Raw genomic sequence first — 16,926 nt, forward strand, 5'->3', positions numbered from 1 at the left:
TAGTGTCGCGTCACGGATCAGATGTCGTAGGCTGCGCGCAGCCATCGGAGCGCAGCGCAAGGCGCATCGCGCAGCCCATACCGAGCGTATTGGCAAGCGATGCAACGCCGCGATGCGCTTCGATGGCCAGCGCAGACCGACAGATGATCGGTGACGCGACACTAGCCCATGACAGGCAGGCCATCGCGCTTGAAGGCGCGCCGGCCCGTCAGCGCCGCAGTGCCGCCTGCCCCCCATAATCGCGCAATGACGCATTCCACGGAAGACTTGCATGTCTATCTGCGCAGCATCACGGAGGGCGAACGCACATCGCTCTCGGTGCTGGCCCGGCTCGTTCCCGAAAACGCCACCGTCCTCGACCTGGGCTGTGGCAGCGGCGCGCTGGGTCGATTCCTGGCCGGCCGCCGCGCCTGCACCAGCGACGGCCTGACCCTCAGCGAGGCCGAAGCGGCCCATGCCCGCCCGCATTACCGCCGGGTGGTGGTCGACGATCTGGAGTCCTGCGACCTGCAAGAGCGCTTTGCCGGGCAGCGCTACGACACCATCGTCTGCGCCGATGTGCTGGAGCACCTGAGCCGCCCCGAGCGGGTGCTCGCCGCCTGCCGCGAACTGCTCAAGCCCGCCGGCCGACTGCTGATTTCCGTGCCCAACGCGGGCTACTGCGGCCTGGTGGCCGAACTGCTGCAAGGCGAATTCCGCTACCGTCAAGAGGGGCTGCTCGACCGCACGCACCTGCGCTTTTTTACGCACCGCTCGCTGCTGCGCTGGCTGAACGAGCAGCGCTGGGCGCTCGACAGCCTGGACCGCATCGTGCGCCAGTTGCCCGAATCCGAATTCCAGGTCGCCTTCGACAGCCTGCCGCCGGCAGTGGCCCGGTATCTGCTGGGCATGCCGGACGCGCTTTGCTACCAGTTCATCGCCGTGGCACGCCCCGTGGCGGCCCCTGCGCAGGCGCTCCATTTTTTGGATGCTGCTGTCGGTGCCACTGCGCCTGGTCAGGCGCAGCTCGCAGCCCCGCCTGGTCAGGCGCAGTTCGTAGCCCCGCCTGGTCAGACGCAGCTCGTAGTCTCGCCTGGTCAGACGCAGCTCGCAGCCCCGCCCGGTCAGGCGCAGTCCATGGTTCCGCCCGGTCAGGCCCGGTTCACCGCCCAGTTGTACCTGGGCCGCGACGGCCAATACACCGAGGCCCGCAAGCTCACCACCACCGGCGCCATTGGCGCAGAACGCCAGACCCTGCGCTTTGTGCTCCCCGCGCAGGACGAGGCCCTCACGCAGTTGCGGCTGGACCCTGCGGATCGCGCCGGATTCCTGCATTTGTACCGCATCACTTTGCGCAGCACGCAGGGCGATGTGGTGTGGGAGTGGCACGCGCACGGCAGCCCGCGCAGCCTGTTGGCGGCCACCGTGCACCACCAGATCGTCTGGCAAGCCCCCATGCCCGCAGCCAGCGGCGCCACGCTGCTGCTGCTCACCGGCGAGGAGCCTTGGTTCGAACTGCCGATTGCGCCCGCAACGCTGGCCGCCTGCACGCCGCAGGGGGCGATCCTGGACATCGAACTGGGCTGGCCCATGTCGGCGGACTACCTGGCCCTTTCGGCCACGGTCTGCCCCCTGCAAGACCGCATCGCAGCGCTGGAGAGCAGCACCAGCGACGCGCAGCGGCGACTGCGCCAGGCGCAAAGCCGCAGCGCCGGCCTGGAAGAAAACAACCAGGCGCTCGCCCAGCAGTGCGCCACCTGGCAATTGGAAGCCACCCGCCTGCGGCAAGACTGCGCACAACTCGTGCAGCACCTGAAAACCATAGAGACCTCCACCGTGTTTCGCGCGACCCGCCCCCTGGTGCACGCCAAGATGCGCATCGACCGGCTGCTGGGCCGCACGCCGCGCCAGCGCGCAGCCCCCCAAGCCGTGCCCATCGCAGCGCCCGACCATCCGGTCGACATCATCGTCCCCGTGTACCAGGGGCTGGCCGACACCCAACGGTGCCTGGCTTCGGTGCTGTCCGCCACCTGCCACAGCGCATACCGCCTGATCGTCATCGACGACGCCAGCCCCGAGCCAGCGCTGAGCGCCTGGCTGCGCCAGCGGGCCGCGCAGGACAGCCGCATCACCTTGCTGGAAAACCCCGAAAACCTCGGCTTCGTCGGCACCGTCAACCGCGGCATGGCCCTGTCGGACAGCCACGATGTGCTGCTGCTCAACAGCGACACCGAGGTCACGGGCGACTGGCTCGACCGCCTGCGCCGCGCGGCCTATGGCGACCGCAAAATCGCCTCGGTCACGCCGCTGTCGAACAACGCCACCATTTGCAGCTACCCGCGCTTTTGCCAGGCCAACGAGCTGCCCGCCGGCTACGACAGCGCCAGGCTCGACGCGCTGTGCGCCCAAACCAACCCGGGCGCCGTGGTCGATGTGCCCACCGGCGTCGGCTTTTGCATGTACATCCGGCGCGACTGCCTGAAGCAACTGGGCCTGTTCGACAGCGAAAACTTCGGCAAGGGCTATGGCGAGGAAAACGACTTCTGCCAGCGCGCTGCAAAGGCCGGCTGGCGCAATCTGCAACTGCTCGACACCTTTGTGCTGCACACCGGCGGCGTCAGTTTCGGCGACAGTAAAAGCCAGCGCGAGCGGGCCGCGCTGCAAACGCTGCGCCGCCTGCACCCGGGCTATGAAAGCGCCGTGATGGCCTTCGTGCAGGCCGACCCGGCCCGGCCCTACCGCCTGGCGCTCGACACCGCCCGCATCGTCCGCTCCGGCCTGCCCGTGGTATTGGCCGTGCTGCATGATCGCGCCGGCGGCACGCTGCGCCATGTGCGCGATCTGGCACAGCACCTGAGCGGGCAGGCCCTGTTCCTGACCCTGACGCCTGCGCCCGGGCGCAGCGTGAGCCTGCAACTGGCCTGCGCCGGCGAAGGCTTCGAGCTCGTCTTCCGGCTCGCCGACCAGTACCAGGACCTGCTGCAGACCCTGCGCCAACTCGGCGTGCGGCATGTCCACTACCACCATCTGCTGGGCCACGACCCGCTGATTGCCGGCCTGCCCCATGCGCTGGGCCTGGCCTACGACTTCACGGCGCATGACTTCTACAGCTACTGCACGCATATCTCGCTGACCGGCAGCGACCATCGCTACGCAGACGGCCCCGCCCCCGGCCAATGCGCCTGTTGCCGAACGCAAGAGCCGGCCCCCAGCGGCAGCGGCAGCGTTGCCGACTGGCGCCAGCGCAACCGGCACTTTCTGGTCGCCGCGCGCAACCTGCTGGTCCCGAGCCACGACGCCGCCCGGCGCATGGCCGCCTTCGCCCCGGGCGCCCGCCTGCGGGTGGTGCCGCATGCCGACATCAGCGCCGATGGCGCCGCCGCGCTGCCCGTCATCGCGCCACCACCGCGCCCGGCCGATGCGCGCCTGAAGATCGTCGTCCTCGGCGCCCTCAGCGCAATCAAGGGCGCAGACCTGCTCGAAGCCGTGGCGCTGCAAGCGGCCAGGCGCCAGGCGCCCGTCGAATTCCACCTGCTCGGCTACGGCTACCGCCACCTGCAAACCCAGCCGCGCGCGCGCCTGACCGTGCACGGCGCCTACGAAGACCCCGACCTGCCCGGCCTGCTGCATTGGCTGCAACCCGACTTGGTGTGGTTCCCCGCGCTCTGGCCCGAAACCTACAGCTACACGCTGAGCGCCGCGCTGCAGGCCGGCCTGCCCGTGGTCGCCCCCGACCTGGGCGCCTTCGCCGAACGGCTGGCCGGCCGGCCCTGGAGCTGGGTCATGCCCTGGGACATGACCGCCGCCGAGTGGCTCGAACGCTTTCTCGAACTGCGCGAGCGCCACTTTGCCAACGCACAGGCGCCGCAGCCCCCGGCACACAGCGCCCCCGCCAGCGACGACTGGCATTACCGCCAGCATTACCTGCAAGGACTGCCCGACATCGGCGCGCCCAGCCCGCTGGCGCATGATTTCCTGCGCTCACACCAGCCGCCGACGGCCGCTGCCCGGCGCTCGCTGCTGCTCACGGGCTTGGTGCGCCTGCGCTCGCACCCGCTGCTGCGTGGTCTGGCGCAACGGGTTCCGCAGCACTGGCAAACCAGGGTCAAGAACTGGCTGCGGGCTTGAACGCCTACTGCGGCGAGGCCGCCGCCCCCGTGGCCTGGTAAAAGTTGACGAACAGCCCGCGAAACTGGCGCTCCGACACCATCTGCAGCGCCCCCGCGCAATGGCGGTTCACCATGTCGAAGTACAGGCGGTGCGCGCTGTGCTGGAACAGCACCACCTGTTCACCGGGGGCCCAGCGGCGCTGGCACAGTGCCGCCACGCCCGCCGTCAGGTCCCCCGACTGCCCCACCGTCGTCAACTCGTAACTGCGCCCCGCATCGGCCATGAAGCGGCGCAGGTAGTAGTTGTAATAAGCGGCATTGGCGGCCCAGGTGGCCACCACCGTAGGCCGGCCCTGCGTGTTTTGCACGATATACCGCGATGCCTCGCGGTAGTCCTCCTTCCAGGGGTTCTGGTAGTACGCCCGCAGCGTCGGCACGCTGACGGCGCAGGCCAGCAGCACCGCGCACAGCGGAAACAGGCGCGCCAGGCGATGCTGCCCGGCCAGTGAAAACAGCAACGCAAACACCGCCATGCCCACCGGCAGCATGGCCGAAAAATAGCGCGCATGCCAAACCCGGGCATGGAATGCCGTGTAGATGCCGTAGCCAAAATGCATGACCACCAGGAGCGCCAAGCCCAGGCACAGCAGCCAGCGCGGGTCGTGCACGCGGCGCGGCGCGGCGTCTGCGGCCGCGCGCTTGCATGCCCCCAGGGCGGCGCCGAGCAAGGCCAGAGTCAAAGTGGCAGGCAGCGCATAGGGCCGCGCCAGAAAAACCCCCACCGCCTTGGGCAGCCCGATGAATGCCTGTACCACCTGTATGGACGGTTGCGGCAGAAAAAACTCTGTCGCCTTGGGCAGCAGCAAAGACCAGACATCGGCCCAGGCATAGTCGCTCCAGCCGTAATAGCCCGCGCCGGCGGACGCCATGGCGAACCAATTCAGATACAGCCAGGGCGCCAACAGCGCAGGCAGCGCGGCGAACCAGCCGAACTCGCGCAGCGGCCACCCCCGCCGCTTGGCCAGCACCCAGCGCAGGCCCGTCAAGCCGCAGGCCAGCACCAGCCCCGTGTAATGCGTGTAACTGAGCAGCAGATAGATCGCGACATCCACTTTGAAACTGCTCCCCCAATGGCTGCGCTGACCGTCGTCCGCCAGCACGTAGCGCACCAGCCGCACCACGGCGATGCTGGCCAGCAGCATCAGCAGGGCGTAGCCGCGCACCTCCTGCGCATAGGTGACGGCGGACGGCGACAGCGCGAAGATCAGGGCCGCGCCGGCAGCCGACCAGGCCCCCAGAGGGCGCCGCAGGCCGATGAACAGAACCAGCGGCGCCAGGCTGCCCAGCAGCGCGCTCATCGAGCGCACGGCGAAATCCGACCAGCCGAACACCTGACACCAAAGCCACAGCAGGACCTCGAACAACGGCGGCGAATTCTCGCCGGCCTTCCAGGTCAGGAAAGAATCCTCCATCCGCAGATACGGAAAAGACTTTTTCTCATACGCATACCAAGGCCGGCCCGCGCCCACCTGCGTGATGGAGGAGACCGAAAACAGCTCGTCGGACCACAAACCTTGCGTCGCCAGTTCATGAAAGCGCAAATACAGCGTCAAAGCGGCCAGAGCGACGAAAAATCCCAGCCAGAGTGCCATCTGGCGGCGTGGACGATGGCCACGGTAAATTGGTTCTTTGTCATTCATGGCGGTTTGCGGTGGGCGGGGGACATGGGTGGTGCATATCGATCGAGACACGCATTACGAACAACGACTTTACGCGAAGAACCCAACTGCCTTGGGCCGGCCGCTCATGCGCGATAGCCCGGCAGCAGCCAGTGTCGCAGACGCTGCATGGCCCTGCGGCGCAAGCGGGTGAGCGCCGACATCGGCCGCTGGCGGAACACCCCGACCGTGTCGCCCCAGGGCGCGCTATCGGGGTCGGCATGTGCGTTCCAGTCGGTAGACACCTCCAGCAACTCCAGATCGCCATAGGCCGCCAGCGCGCGATAGGCGTCAGGGTAGAAGCGCCAGCAATCTTGCGGATAGCGATGCTCCGGCCCGCGCGAGGGCGCGAGCAACAAGATATGCCCGCCCGGTTTGAGCACCCGCACCATCTCCAGCCAAGTCAGCCAGAAGAACTGCACATGCTCGAAGGCCTGGCCCGAGACGATCACATCCACGCTGTGGCTGGCAAAAGGCAGGCGGTAGGGCGAGGTCATCACCCGGTCCACATTCGGCCCTGCGGTCAAATCCACACCGGTATAACGCCAGCCGGGACGGCTGAAAAATGGCCGGTAGCTGCCATTGACATCGTAGCTGCCGACATCGATGACCGTGAGCGCATCCAGCCCCTGCAAATAGCGGCCCACCAACTGCTCCACATGCTCCAATGAACTCAGGTGCACCCAAGGTCTCCTTTCAGGGCCGCATCAGCACATAGGCATCCTGGTGCTGCCAGAAATGCTGCGGCGCAAAGTGAATCAGCCGCCCCGGCCCGAGTTGCTCCCCGATGCGCGCGAGCACATAGGACTGCGAGGTGAACGCGGTGCCGTATTCCTGGGCCGCGATAGCCTGCGACTCGCTGGCGGCGGCAAAGAAAAACCCCTGTGCATCCAGACTGACGCGCTGACGCCGCGCAGCCTCGGCGCCATGCGTGGAAAAAACCAGCACCCCCCCCGGGGCCAACAGCCCGTACAGACAGCGCAGCCAGCGCGGCCAGGTGGCGGCGGGCAGATGGCTGAACAGCGACAGCACGAACACCAGGTCGTAGCGCTGCGCAAGGCACAGCGCCTCGGGCACGGACGACGACAAATGGGTCTGCACCCCGAAAGTGGCCCCGGAAAACGCCACCGCATCGGCCACCACATCCGAGACCGTCACCCGCTGCGCGCCCAGCGCCTTGACCAGATGCCGCGTGAAGCGCCCATGGCCGCTGGCAAACTCAAGACAGTGGCCGACCTTCAGCAAAGGTCGATCCACCTGTTCGAGCAACAGCATCAATTCCGACAGCGTGCGCCAGCCATCGGCCAGGTAGTCGCGCAGCGGATTCACGCTGGCGGGGTGGTTCTCGAAGAAGCGATAAATATCGTCGGCGGGCGCAATCTCGCAGTTGCACCCCATCCATTCGGTAAAAGCCCCGGCCAGCCCATGGCGCTCTATCAGGTTGTGCGCCGCAAGCCTCGTCGGCGCCTGGGCCAAAGCCTGCTGCAAGGCCAGCGCGGCCTGCGCTGCGTCGCCTGCGGCCAGATGCCTGCGGCCCAAGGCCAGCCATTCCTGCGCGCGATCGGGCATCTCAGGGGCACCAAGCCATCAAAGGGTCTGAAGGGTCTGCACAGGCAGCGCAATGCGCGGGCGGGCCATGAACCGGGCAGCAGCCGACGCCAGACGGCCGGCCTCAGGCGGTGGCGCCGCACATGCAGCAGGCAGATGCATTCCGGGGTGCCGCAGCGCCGGGGCCTTTTCGGGTTTCCGCAAGGTACTCATGGCCCCCGAGCATACATGCGTCGGGCCCGTCTTTTCCAATTCAGGTAGAGCCTGAACGCGGGGGCCGCAAGAGGTGGCTCAGGCGGCGGCTTGGGGTCGTTGGTTGGACAGCTCGAAGAGTTCAGAGCGAGCGGCATCCATGGCGTTGGCGGCGTCCAGAGCGCTGGTCTCGGCGGCCTTGCCGACACGCAGCACAGCGATTGATATCCGCCAAGTGTCGAATCCCGAATGATCGCTCGCGCAGCTCGCGCAATCGGGAACTTTCGCTCATGCGGCTTGGCGCGGATAGGGTCGATGCAAGGCAATGTCGGGGTTCAAGCGTACACCGAAGCCGGGAGCGTCTAGCGCCGATGCCTTGATGCGACCGTTGACCGGGACGGGTTCATCGAGCAGTTGCGGATTGAACATCGGCACGACCTCGTCGGCTTTGGGCGCCATCATCAGGAACTCCGCGAAGGGACTGTTCTGCCGCGTGATGACGAAGTGGTAGCTGTAGACCGAGGAGCCGTGCGGCACCACGAGCTTGCCATGCGCGTCCGCCAGGTTCGAGATCTTGATGAGCTCAGTGATGCCGCCGCACCAACCGACGTCGGGCTGGATGATGTCGCAGCATCCCATCTCCAGCAGCAGACGAAATCCCCAGCGGGTGGCCTCGTGTTCACCCGTGGTCACCAGCATGCCGCGGGGTACGTTCCGGCGCAGTTCTGCATACCCCCAGTAGTCGTCGGGCGAGAGCGCTTCTTCGATCCATTTGAGGCCGTGCTCGTTGCGCGCCGCAGTTGCCAGGCGAGTGGCATATTCGACGTCCAGGCTCATCCAGCAGTCGAGCATGAGCCAGAAGTCTTTGCCGACCTTGCTGCGCATGTCGCCGATCATGTCGAGGTTCTTTGCGAGACCCTCTTCCCGCTCGGCAGGTGCGTGGTGCAGCGGCATCTTGCCGCCGATGAAGCCCATCTGCCGGGCAAGATCCGGCCGCGCGCCGGTGGCGTAGAAAATGAGTTCGTCCCGCACCGGACCGCCGAGCAGCGCGTGCACCGGCTCCTTGCGTATCTTGGCGAGCAGGTCCCACAGCGCCAGGTCGACGCCTGAGATGGTGTTGATCACGATGCCCTTGCGACCGTAGTAGAGCGTCGCGCTGTACATCTGGTCCCACATCTTCTCGATGTCTGTGACCCTGGCGCCTTCGAGAAAGCGTGCCAGATGCTTCTCCACGATAAAGCAGCCCAGGTCGCCGCCGGTGGTGACCGAAAAGCCCACCGTTCCGTCCGAGGCCTCGATCTCGACCACCAGTGTGCCGAGCACGTTGATGCCGAAGCTTTGGCGGCTTTGGCGGTACTCGGGATATTTGCTCATCGGCGTGGCGATGTGATCATCGATCCAGTGGCCGCCGCCCTGGTCGTGGTAATCGGCACCGCCGCCGCGGACGGTGAAAGCGCGAACGTGCTTGATGAAAGGCATGCCCATGGTGAAGCTCCGGAGGATGAGGGGGAGGATGAGGGGTTCGCCAAACGGCAAAGCAAAGGTTCTGTTCTTCATGCCGAGCCTGGACCGCAGCTCGAAGAAGATTGCGTCGGCATGGTCTGTGGCGGCACATCCTTGCGTGCCGACTCCGCGAAGGCGCGTGCCACCGCGTCGGTGTTGCCGCCGGCAGGCACTGGCGAGACGATTTCGATGGGGCGCCCGGCGTACTCCGCGAACACCGGAACTGCTGTGGCGCAAAGTGCGGCCGCGAGTGCCGGGATGATGGATCTGCGTTTGCCGTGATGCATGAACTGCTTCCGTTGCGCGCTACAGGGGTGGCGCGCAACGACTAACGGACAGCCGGGCCGGGCACCCTGGTCGGGCGCAGCGCCAGGAACAGCAGCGCACCGAAGACGGTGGTCACCGCCAGCAAGTTCAGACCGGCGCTGGTGGAAGCGAAGGCCTGCTCGGCCCAGGTCTTGACGTTCGGTGCGACGAACCCGCCCAAAGCGCCGAGCGAATTGATCAGCGCGATGCCGCCTGCCGCCGCCGCGCCGCCCAGACAGGCGGTCGGAAAACTCCAGAACAGCGGCTGCACAGCGATGAAGCCTGCTGCAGCGAAACACAGCGCAACGAGCGCGATGAGCGAGGATGGCGCATTGACCGACACCGCAATCCCTGCGGCGGAGACGGCCAGCGTCCCCAGCGCGATCAGCGCATGTCGACCCGTACTTTCCGCCAGCCGCGGAATGCAGTAGGCGGCGATCAGGGCACAGACCCACGGGATGGCCGTCACGGAACCGACCAGAAGGCCCACGCTCTGGCCCATCAACGCTGCCACTTGCGTCGGCAGGTAGAAGACGACGCCGTAGACGCTGACCTGGATCAGGAAGTAGATCAGCGACAGGAACAGCACGCGCCCGTTGGTCAGCGCTTTCAGGACGGTTGCCGGTCCATGCGAGGTCTTTTGTTCCTCTTCGGCATCGATGGCGCGCTCCAGCGTCTGGCGCTCTTCGAGCGTCAGCCATTGCGCGTCCTTCGGCTCGTTGTCCAGGTACCAGAACGCCCAGACGCCCACCAGCGCCGCCATGAGCCCTTCCACGAGGAAGAGCCACTCCCACCCCTTCAATCCCCAGACGCCGTCGAGTTCGAGCAGCAGACCCGAGAGCGGGCCGCCGAAGATGAAGGCCAGCGGTGCGCCGAAATAGAACATGCCGATCACACGGGTCCGGGACCGCGCCGGAAACCACTGTGTGAGGAAATAGATGACGCCGGGAAAGAACCCTGCTTCGGCGACGCCGAGCAGAAACCGCAGCACATAAAACATGGTCTCGGTGTGCGCGAACATCAAGGCTGCGGAGACCAATCCCCACGTGACCATGATCCGGCACATCCAGGCACGGGCACCCACACGGTACATGATGAGGTTGCTGGGCACCTCGAACAGGGCATAGCCGATGAAAAATATCCCGGCTCCGAAGGCGAAAACCGCGTCGGACAGACCGGTGTCGAGCTGAAATGCCTTCTTGGCGAAGCCGATATTGGCGCGGTCCAGGAAGGCCAGCACGTACATCAGCAGCAGAAATGGCACAAGGCGCCAGATGGCCTTGTCGATGACGCCGTCGAGAGGCGTGCGCGTTGCCAGGGAATTCATGATCGATGTCTCCGATGTGTGTTTTGCTCCGGACGCCGCGCAGGCGGTGCCCCACGCTCCGCTCTTTGGCGGGCGTCTCGTCTGTTCCAGCCGGAAGGCACACCTTCCCGCATGGCCTTGGCTCAGTACGTCGCGCGGCCGCCCGACGCGTCGAACACGCCGGCCGTCGTGAAGGAGCATTCCTCGCTCGCCAGCCAGGCGATCACGGCCGCCATCTCTTCGACCGTGCCGAAGCGGCCCATCGGGATCTTCGAAAGCATGAAGTCGATGTGCTGCTGCGACATCTGGTCAAAAATCGCCGTGCGCACCGCAGCGGGCGTGATCGCGTTCACCGTGATGTTGGACTGCGCCAGTTCCTTGCCGAGCGACTTGGTCAAACCGATGACGGCGGCTTTGGAAGCGCTGTACGCCGAGGCGTTCGGATTGCCTTCCTTGCCAGCGACCGAGGCAACGTTGACGATACGGCCGTAGTTGCCGGACAGCATGTACGGAACGATCGCGCGGTTGCAATGGAACAACCCGTTCAGGTTCACGTCGATCACCTGTCGCCACTGCTCGACCGGATACGCTGCCAGCGGCACATTCGGGCCCGTGATTCCGGCGCTGGCGACCAGCACGTCGATGCCGCCGCCCAGATGTCCTGCAGATGTCTCGGCCGCAGCCTCGACCTGGGGCCAGTCGGCCACGTCGACCCTGACGCCCGACGCGCTGGCGCCGAGCGCGCTCGTGGCCCGGTCGAGCGCTTCCTGGCTGATGTCCCAGAGGCTCACAGCCCCGCCTTCAGTGACAAAGCGTTTGGCAAACGCCAGGCCGATGCCGGCAGCCCCTCCGGTAATCACCGCACGGCGACCGGCAAAGCGATGGGCGTAGTGGCGGGCATTCATGCTGCTTGCTCCCATGCAACGACCGTCTGCGCCTGCCGGCCGAGTTTGTCGATGCCCAGCGTCATCACATCGCCCGGCTTGAGATAGACGGCTTCGGGCAGATGCGCATTCGATTCGGCGGCGTGGTCGGCGTCGTTCAGGCCGCGCGCGATGAATTTGCCGATGTGGCCGATCGGCGCGCCAAGCCTGGGGCGGCTGCCGACGAGCGGGAGGCTTTGCGGATCGAGCGCCGCCAGCGCGGAAAGGTGCGCCGGTGAAAGGGCCTTGCCCGTGATGTCGGAGGCAAAGGACGAAATGCCTCGCCGTGTTCCGTCGCCATCGGGCAGGCCCGGCCGTTCTTGGCCGACAGGCCCATATCGCAGCAATTTCATGTTGTCTCCATGCGGTTGATGCACTGGACTCTAGGCTGGCCAGTCATTGGCATCCAATCGATAATTTCGCGTTGGCATTTCCAAAATGGAATATCGACTGGACGACCCCCATGCCGCCTCGCGGCTGATGAACCGGCTTCGGTTGAAGCACTGGGCGCTGCTCGCTGCACTGTCGGACATGCCCGTGCTTGCGCAGGCAGCGTCAGCCGTGAGCGTCACGCAGCCATCTGCCACCAAGATGCTTGCGGACATCGAACTCGCATTCAATTTCCAGCTTTTCGAACGCCACTCGCGCGGGCTGCGGCCCACGCCGCTGGGCGAAGAAGTCGTTGCGTTCGCGCGCCAGTCCCAGGCCGGCCTCGCACGCTTTCTGGAAGGGCTGGAAATCAAGCGACGGGGTGGGCACGGCCAGCTCGTGATCGGCGCCATCATGGGCGCGGCTCCGGATCTGGTCGCTCGCGCCGTTGCGGAGATCAAGCGCGAGAGGCCCCTCCTGAACGTCCGCATACTGGGTGAAACGAGCGATCAGGTGGGGACGCTGCTCGAGCGCCATGCGATTGAATTTGCTGTCGGTCGGTTCTCGTCGCTCATGCAGCACAACATGTTTGCTTTCGCGCCGTTGGCCAACGAAACGATGCAGGTCGTGGTCCGCCGTGCGCATCCATGCGCCCGGCAGCGCGCACTGACGCTCGCGGGGCTCACGGTATGGCCCTGGATCCTTCAGCCCTTGACCAGCCCGGCGCGGCAACTGATGGAGGAAGAATTTACAGCGGTCGGCCAAAGCACCCCGGCCAATCTCGTCGAGTGCGCTTCAATATTCGCGACGCTGCAGCTACTCCAGGCCAGCGACGCAGTGGGCGTGTTGCCGGAATCCGTTGTCAGAGATCACGTACGGGCCAAGTTGCTGCGCGTGCTTCCTGTGGCCATCGGGAAAGACTTGAAAGGGTTTGGCGTTCTGACGCGGATCGGAGAGCCACTTTCCGAGACTGCCGCCACCTTCATCGCCCACCTTCGACGCTATGCCGGCGTCACTTTGCCGCCCCTGCCCGAGCCGAACCCGGGACGCGCTTCTTCGGCGTCGAAGCTGCCGCCTTCTTCGTCGCGGCCTTGACGGTCTTCTTGGCCGGAGAGCCTGCATGCACCTCGGGCGGCGGTGCGTAGAGCGAGGTCATGGGTGTGTTCGCCAGCTTGCTACGGAAATCGCGCTCCAGTTCGCCGCGCATGGTGGTGAGTACGGAGTGCACGCGGCAGCGATCCTTCCAGTCGGAGAACGGGTTGTCGACGCAAAAGAGCGCCGTATCCTGTTCGGCCACGGCGTCGAAAACGTCCAGCAGCGTGATGTCTGACGGGGCCCGGCCAATCACCACGCCGCCCTCTCCGCCGCGGGTCGATGCCAGGAGGCCCGCGCGAACGAGCCGCGCCACGATCTGCCGCACGCGCGATGCATTGACGTTGACCCACTTGGCGATGGTTTGGGTCGGGATCATGTCCGGGCCGTGGTAGGTCACGAACGACAGGATGTAGCACGCTGTCACGAACTTGGTGGACTTCACTCCGTCTCCTTCACAACAAATAGAGCGCACCGTCAGGAAGCGGTGGCGATATTTTCGGCAGCCCGCATCGACAGTCAAAAAACCGGATGCTGCATCGAATGCATATGCAATATGCGATATGCAATCGCAACTTTAACCAACGATGTGACAACGACGCAATCATCCCGCAGCGGTGTCGCGACAGGTTCACTGAAGACATGAGAACGCGCACCACTGAACTGCTCGCCATTCGCTACCCCATCGTCCAGGGAGGAATGGCGTGGGTGGGCCGTGCACCGTTGCCGACGGACCATGATCGGCCAGCCAGAAAACTGGCGATTGCTCTGTTGACACCCGAACATCCCGTGATTAGATTTGGTCGCATTGATATTGCAACGATAACCAATACAAACGGAGAAAGCCGACGCTTTCGACCGATCGGAGACATCGAGATGAACGTATCCCATGCCCGGCGCCAAACCATCGCCGACTTGCTCCGGCGCACTGCTGCACGGCAGCCGGAAAAGCCCGCCGTCATCTGCGGCGACACGCGTTGGACGTATCGCGAATTCGATGCCGTCTGCGACCGCCTTTGTCAGGCCCTGCGCGACATGGGCGTCGGCGTCGGCGCCAAGATCGCGATCCTGGCGCGGAACTCGCATGCGTTCGTGGCGATGCGCTTTGCCATCGCACGCGCCGGCGCCGTGCTGGTACCCGTGAACTTCATGCTCAAGCCCCAGGAAGTCGCCTACATCCTGCGTCACTCGCAAGCACAGATCCTCTGCACTGACAGCGAACTCGCGGCGCAGGCTCGCGCGGCGGCGGCGCTGGATACGCGGATCGGGCCATTCATCTGGCTGCCGGGCGAGCAGCCCTCCTCGCCCGTCGATGGAATGCTGAACTTCGACGAACTCGTCGCGGCTGCTCCACAGGGCATGCACGGCGAACCCGGGATCGATGGCAGCATGCTCGCGCAGATTCTCTACACCAGCGGCACGGAATCCCTGCCGAAGGGCGCGATGCTCACTCACGACGCGGTGATCGCGCAGTACGTCAGTTGCATCGTCGCGGGCGACTACACGAGCGCCGACACCATGTTGCACGCGATGCCGCTGTTCCACTGTGCGCAGCTCGACACCTTCTTCGGGCCCTGCGTCTACAGCGGCGCCACCAACGTCATCACCGCATCGCCAGCGCCGGAGTCGGTGATTCCGAAGCTGGCCCATCACGGGGTCACGTCGCTTTTTGCACCACCGACGGTCTGGATCTCGCTGATGCGTTCACCGCTCTTCGCGCAGGCAGACCTCGGCAGCCTCGCCAAGTGCTACTACGGGGCGTCGATCATGCCGGTTGCAGTCTTGCAGGAGCTGCAGAGCCGCTTGACCAAGGTGCGCTTCTGGAACTTCTACGGCCAGACGGAGATTGCACCGACAGCCACAGTGCTCGGCCCCGGCGACCAGATCCGCAAGGCGGGTTCGGCGGGCCGCCCGGTGCTCAACGTCGAAACCCGCATCGTCGACGATGCCGGCAACCCGCTGCCGGCCGGCGCGATGGGCGAGATCGTGCACCGCTCACCCCAGTTGCTGAGCGGCTACTTGCGCGACGAAGCACGCACGGCCGAGGCATTCGCCGGGGGGTGGTTCCACAGCGGCGACCTGGGTGTGATGGACGAGGAGGGGTTCTTGACCGTCGTCGACCGCAAGAAGGACATGATCAAAACGGGTGGCGAGAACGTCGCGAGCCGCGAAGTCGAAGAAGCCATCTACCGCCACCCGGCCGTTTCCGAGGTGGCGGTGGTCGGACTGAGCGATCCCGTATGGATCGAGGCAGTCACGGCCATCGTGGTGGTCAAGTCGGGCCATACGCTCGACGAGGCCGCGCTCATCGCGCACTGCCGGGCCTCGCTGGCAGGCTTCAAGACGCCCAAGCGCGTGATCTTCGCCGACGGACTTCCGCGCAACCCGAGCGGGAAGATTCTCAAGCGCGACCTGCGTCTGCAGCACGAGCAGGCGATTCCTGTCAACGCACCCGTGACCACCTGATCAGTGATCGACACCGATCCCGACATCCCATGCCAACAAAGGAGACACAACATGCAGCAAACGGTCCGACTTTCCCTGCGCGATAGCGGCGGCAGTGCCACTTTGCCAGCATTGGACCCCTTGCCGACCAGATGCAGCCAGTGATCGTCGTGCGCATCGACTTCGATCTGCCCTGGGGTGGCGTTCAGCAACTCGCCGATGCGCAGGCCCGGGGCATGGAGATCGGCCAGGCGCTCGAAGCGGGCATCGCCGCGAGCCCATGCCCGGCCAAGCAGATGCACCGTGGCAGGCCCCGGGAGTGCGCCATGGGCGCGGTCTGCCTCGGCCAGCCGATGTGAGCGTAGCGTGCGTCGTCGCTGTCGGGAACGCAAAAGTGCACCTCCAGCGTGCTGGCCAGGAAGGCCCGGAACTGCGGGATTGTCTGGGGACGGAATTCGTCCCTGTCGATCACCATGCGAAAAATGATCGCCCCCAGCCTGCCGCCCAGGCGCATACCTCGTTGGACAAGACGGGGGCCTTGCAACGCGCAAACCAGCGGTTAAGCTCGCAGCACCATGTCCTCGATCACTTTTTCTGCACCGTTCACCAGCCCGTCCGAAGTCGTCGGCCAACTGCGCCAGCGCGGCTATGCCGTGCTCGCGGCGGTCGATACGGCCCGTTGGCTGGGTTGTGATTTGGCCGATCTGATGGCACAAAACGGCGACTGGGCCAGGCTGGCCCCCGACGATTTCATGCGCGACGCAGGCCGCTACCGCCGTCGCCGCCATGCCTGCTTCGTGGTGCAGCGCGGGCAGGTGCAACAGGTGCCGCACCGCGCGCATTGGCAGCCGGTGGAATACAACGCATTGCATGGCGGCATGGAGCGCTGGTTCGCGCCGATGGAGCAAAGCGCCGTGGCCAGGCCCGTGTGGCAGCAACTGCTGGCCGCATTGGCCGGGCTGTGCGACGCCGTGTTTGCGGACGCTGGCACAGCCGAGCGCTGGTTTGTCGAGGCGCACCAGTTTCGCATCGACACCACCGACGGCATTGGCCGCCCCACCCCCGAGGGCGCCCACCGCGATGGCGTCGATCTGGTGGCGGTGTTTCTGGTCGGGCGCGCGGGCATCAAGGGCGGCGAGACGCGCGTGTTCGAGGCCGCAGGCACCAGCGGTCAGCGCTTCACGCTGATGGAGCCGTGGTCGCTGCTGCTGCTCGACGATGCCCGCATGATCCACGAATCCACGCCGATACAGCCCTTGGCCGAGGGCGGGCACCGCGATACGCTGGTGGTCACTTGCCGGCGCGGCAATTTCCAGGGGGCGGATGTGGTGGGCGCGGCGCCTGCCAGCCAGCCCGGGAGCGCAATCCGTCGGGCCCCTGCCGACTGACTGCCGCGCCCGGGGTTTGCTGCACGGCAAGATGCGGGGTATGGTTGT

15 protein-coding genes are annotated in these 16,926 nt (G+C 65.8%); 7 read left to right on the forward strand and 8 right to left on the reverse strand.

Translation table 11 applies throughout. The annotated features are described in order from the left end of the window. The first annotated feature begins 2 nt into the window (after positions 1-2). A complete protein-coding gene (locus VEIS_RS28150) occupies positions 3-239 on the forward strand; it encodes a hypothetical protein (protein ID WP_157048380.1) in 237 nt (78 codons plus the stop codon). Between the two features lie 7 nt (positions 240-246). Then, a complete protein-coding gene (locus VEIS_RS03100; protein ID WP_041949772.1) occupies positions 247-4,107 on the forward strand; it encodes a methyltransferase domain-containing protein in 3,861 nt (1,286 codons plus the stop codon). Positions 4,108-4,111: 4 nt separating this feature from the next. Here VEIS_RS03100 and VEIS_RS03105 read toward each other — a convergent pair whose 3' ends face one another. From VEIS_RS03105 to rhmD, 4 genes are all read right to left on the reverse strand, one after another. Next, positions 4,112-5,788, reverse strand: coding sequence for a glycosyltransferase family 39 protein (locus VEIS_RS03105; protein WP_011808430.1), 1,677 nt, complete (start codon positions 5,786-5,788; stop codon positions 4,112-4,114). Positions 5,789-5,892: 104 nt separating this feature from the next. After that, positions 5,893-6,489: a class I SAM-dependent methyltransferase gene (locus VEIS_RS03110; protein WP_011808431.1), complete on the reverse strand. Its 597-nt coding sequence runs from the start codon at positions 6,487-6,489 to the stop codon at positions 5,893-5,895. Between the two features lie 13 nt (positions 6,490-6,502). Beyond that, complete coding sequence (locus VEIS_RS03115) at positions 6,503-7,375, reverse strand: class I SAM-dependent methyltransferase (protein WP_041949774.1); 873 nt, start codon at positions 7,373-7,375, stop codon at positions 6,503-6,505. A 459-nt stretch (positions 7,376-7,834) separates the two neighbouring features. Continuing rightward, positions 7,835-9,031 (reverse strand): L-rhamnonate dehydratase, encoded by a 1,197-nt coding sequence (rhmD, locus tag VEIS_RS03120; protein ID WP_041950468.1) that lies wholly within the window; start codon positions 9,029-9,031, stop codon positions 7,835-7,837. Between rhmD and VEIS_RS28155 the strand changes: the two genes are divergently transcribed. Next, positions 9,008-9,331, forward strand: coding sequence for a hypothetical protein (locus VEIS_RS28155; RefSeq protein ID WP_157048381.1), 324 nt, complete (start codon positions 9,008-9,010; stop codon positions 9,329-9,331). The genes rhmD and VEIS_RS28155 overlap by 24 nt on opposite strands. Positions 9,332-9,377: 46 nt before the next feature. On the opposite strand, the gene VEIS_RS03125 is transcribed toward VEIS_RS28155, so the two are convergent. The 3 genes from VEIS_RS03125 to VEIS_RS03135 all read right to left on the reverse strand — a co-directional run bounded on the left by VEIS_RS03125 (position 9,378) and on the right by VEIS_RS03135 (position 11,937). Continuing rightward, a complete protein-coding gene (locus VEIS_RS03125) occupies positions 9,378-10,682 on the reverse strand; it encodes an MFS transporter (protein WP_011808434.1) in 1,305 nt (434 codons plus the stop codon). Between the two features lie 122 nt (positions 10,683-10,804). Further along, positions 10,805-11,566, reverse strand: a complete 762-nt coding sequence (locus tag VEIS_RS03130; protein ID WP_011808435.1) for an SDR family NAD(P)-dependent oxidoreductase — start codon at positions 11,564-11,566, stop codon at positions 10,805-10,807. After that, positions 11,563-11,937 (reverse strand): hypothetical protein, encoded by a 375-nt coding sequence (locus tag VEIS_RS03135; protein ID WP_011808436.1) that lies wholly within the window; start codon positions 11,935-11,937, stop codon positions 11,563-11,565. The genes VEIS_RS03130 and VEIS_RS03135 overlap by 4 nt, the downstream gene beginning before the upstream one ends. 85 nt (positions 11,938-12,022) lie before the next feature. Here VEIS_RS03135 and VEIS_RS03140 point away from each other — a divergent pair, with 85 nt between their 5' ends. Further along, positions 12,023-13,048 (forward strand): LysR family transcriptional regulator, encoded by a 1,026-nt coding sequence (locus VEIS_RS03140; RefSeq protein ID WP_011808437.1) that lies wholly within the window; start codon positions 12,023-12,025, stop codon positions 13,046-13,048. Here the strand turns inward: VEIS_RS03140 and VEIS_RS03145 are convergent. Next, positions 12,966-13,490 (reverse strand): RrF2 family transcriptional regulator, encoded by a 525-nt coding sequence (locus VEIS_RS03145; RefSeq protein WP_011808438.1) that lies wholly within the window; start codon positions 13,488-13,490, stop codon positions 12,966-12,968. The genes VEIS_RS03140 and VEIS_RS03145 overlap by 83 nt on opposite strands. 431 nt (positions 13,491-13,921) lie before the next feature. Between VEIS_RS03145 and VEIS_RS03150 the strand changes: the two genes are divergently transcribed. The 3 genes from VEIS_RS03150 (at position 13,922) to VEIS_RS03160 (ending at position 16,878) form a co-directional block, all read left to right on the forward strand. After that, the gene (locus tag VEIS_RS03150; protein WP_011808439.1) at positions 13,922-15,511 is read left to right on the forward strand and encodes an acyl-CoA synthetase; all 1,590 of its coding nucleotides are present in this window, start codon (positions 13,922-13,924) and stop codon (positions 15,509-15,511) included. Between the two features lie 131 nt (positions 15,512-15,642). Beyond that, positions 15,643-15,849, forward strand: a complete 207-nt coding sequence (locus VEIS_RS31060) for a hypothetical protein (RefSeq protein WP_041949775.1) — start codon at positions 15,643-15,645, stop codon at positions 15,847-15,849. A gap of 216 nt (positions 15,850-16,065) precedes the next feature. Continuing rightward, entirely contained in the window at positions 16,066-16,878 is an 813-nt protein-coding gene (locus VEIS_RS03160; protein WP_011808440.1) for a 2OG-Fe dioxygenase family protein, read from the forward strand. The last annotated feature ends 48 nt before the right edge of the window (positions 16,879-16,926 follow it).

Source organism: Verminephrobacter eiseniae EF01-2 (assembly GCF_000015565.1).
Classification (GTDB): Bacteria; Pseudomonadota; Gammaproteobacteria; order Burkholderiales; family Burkholderiaceae_C; genus Acidovorax; species Acidovorax eiseniae.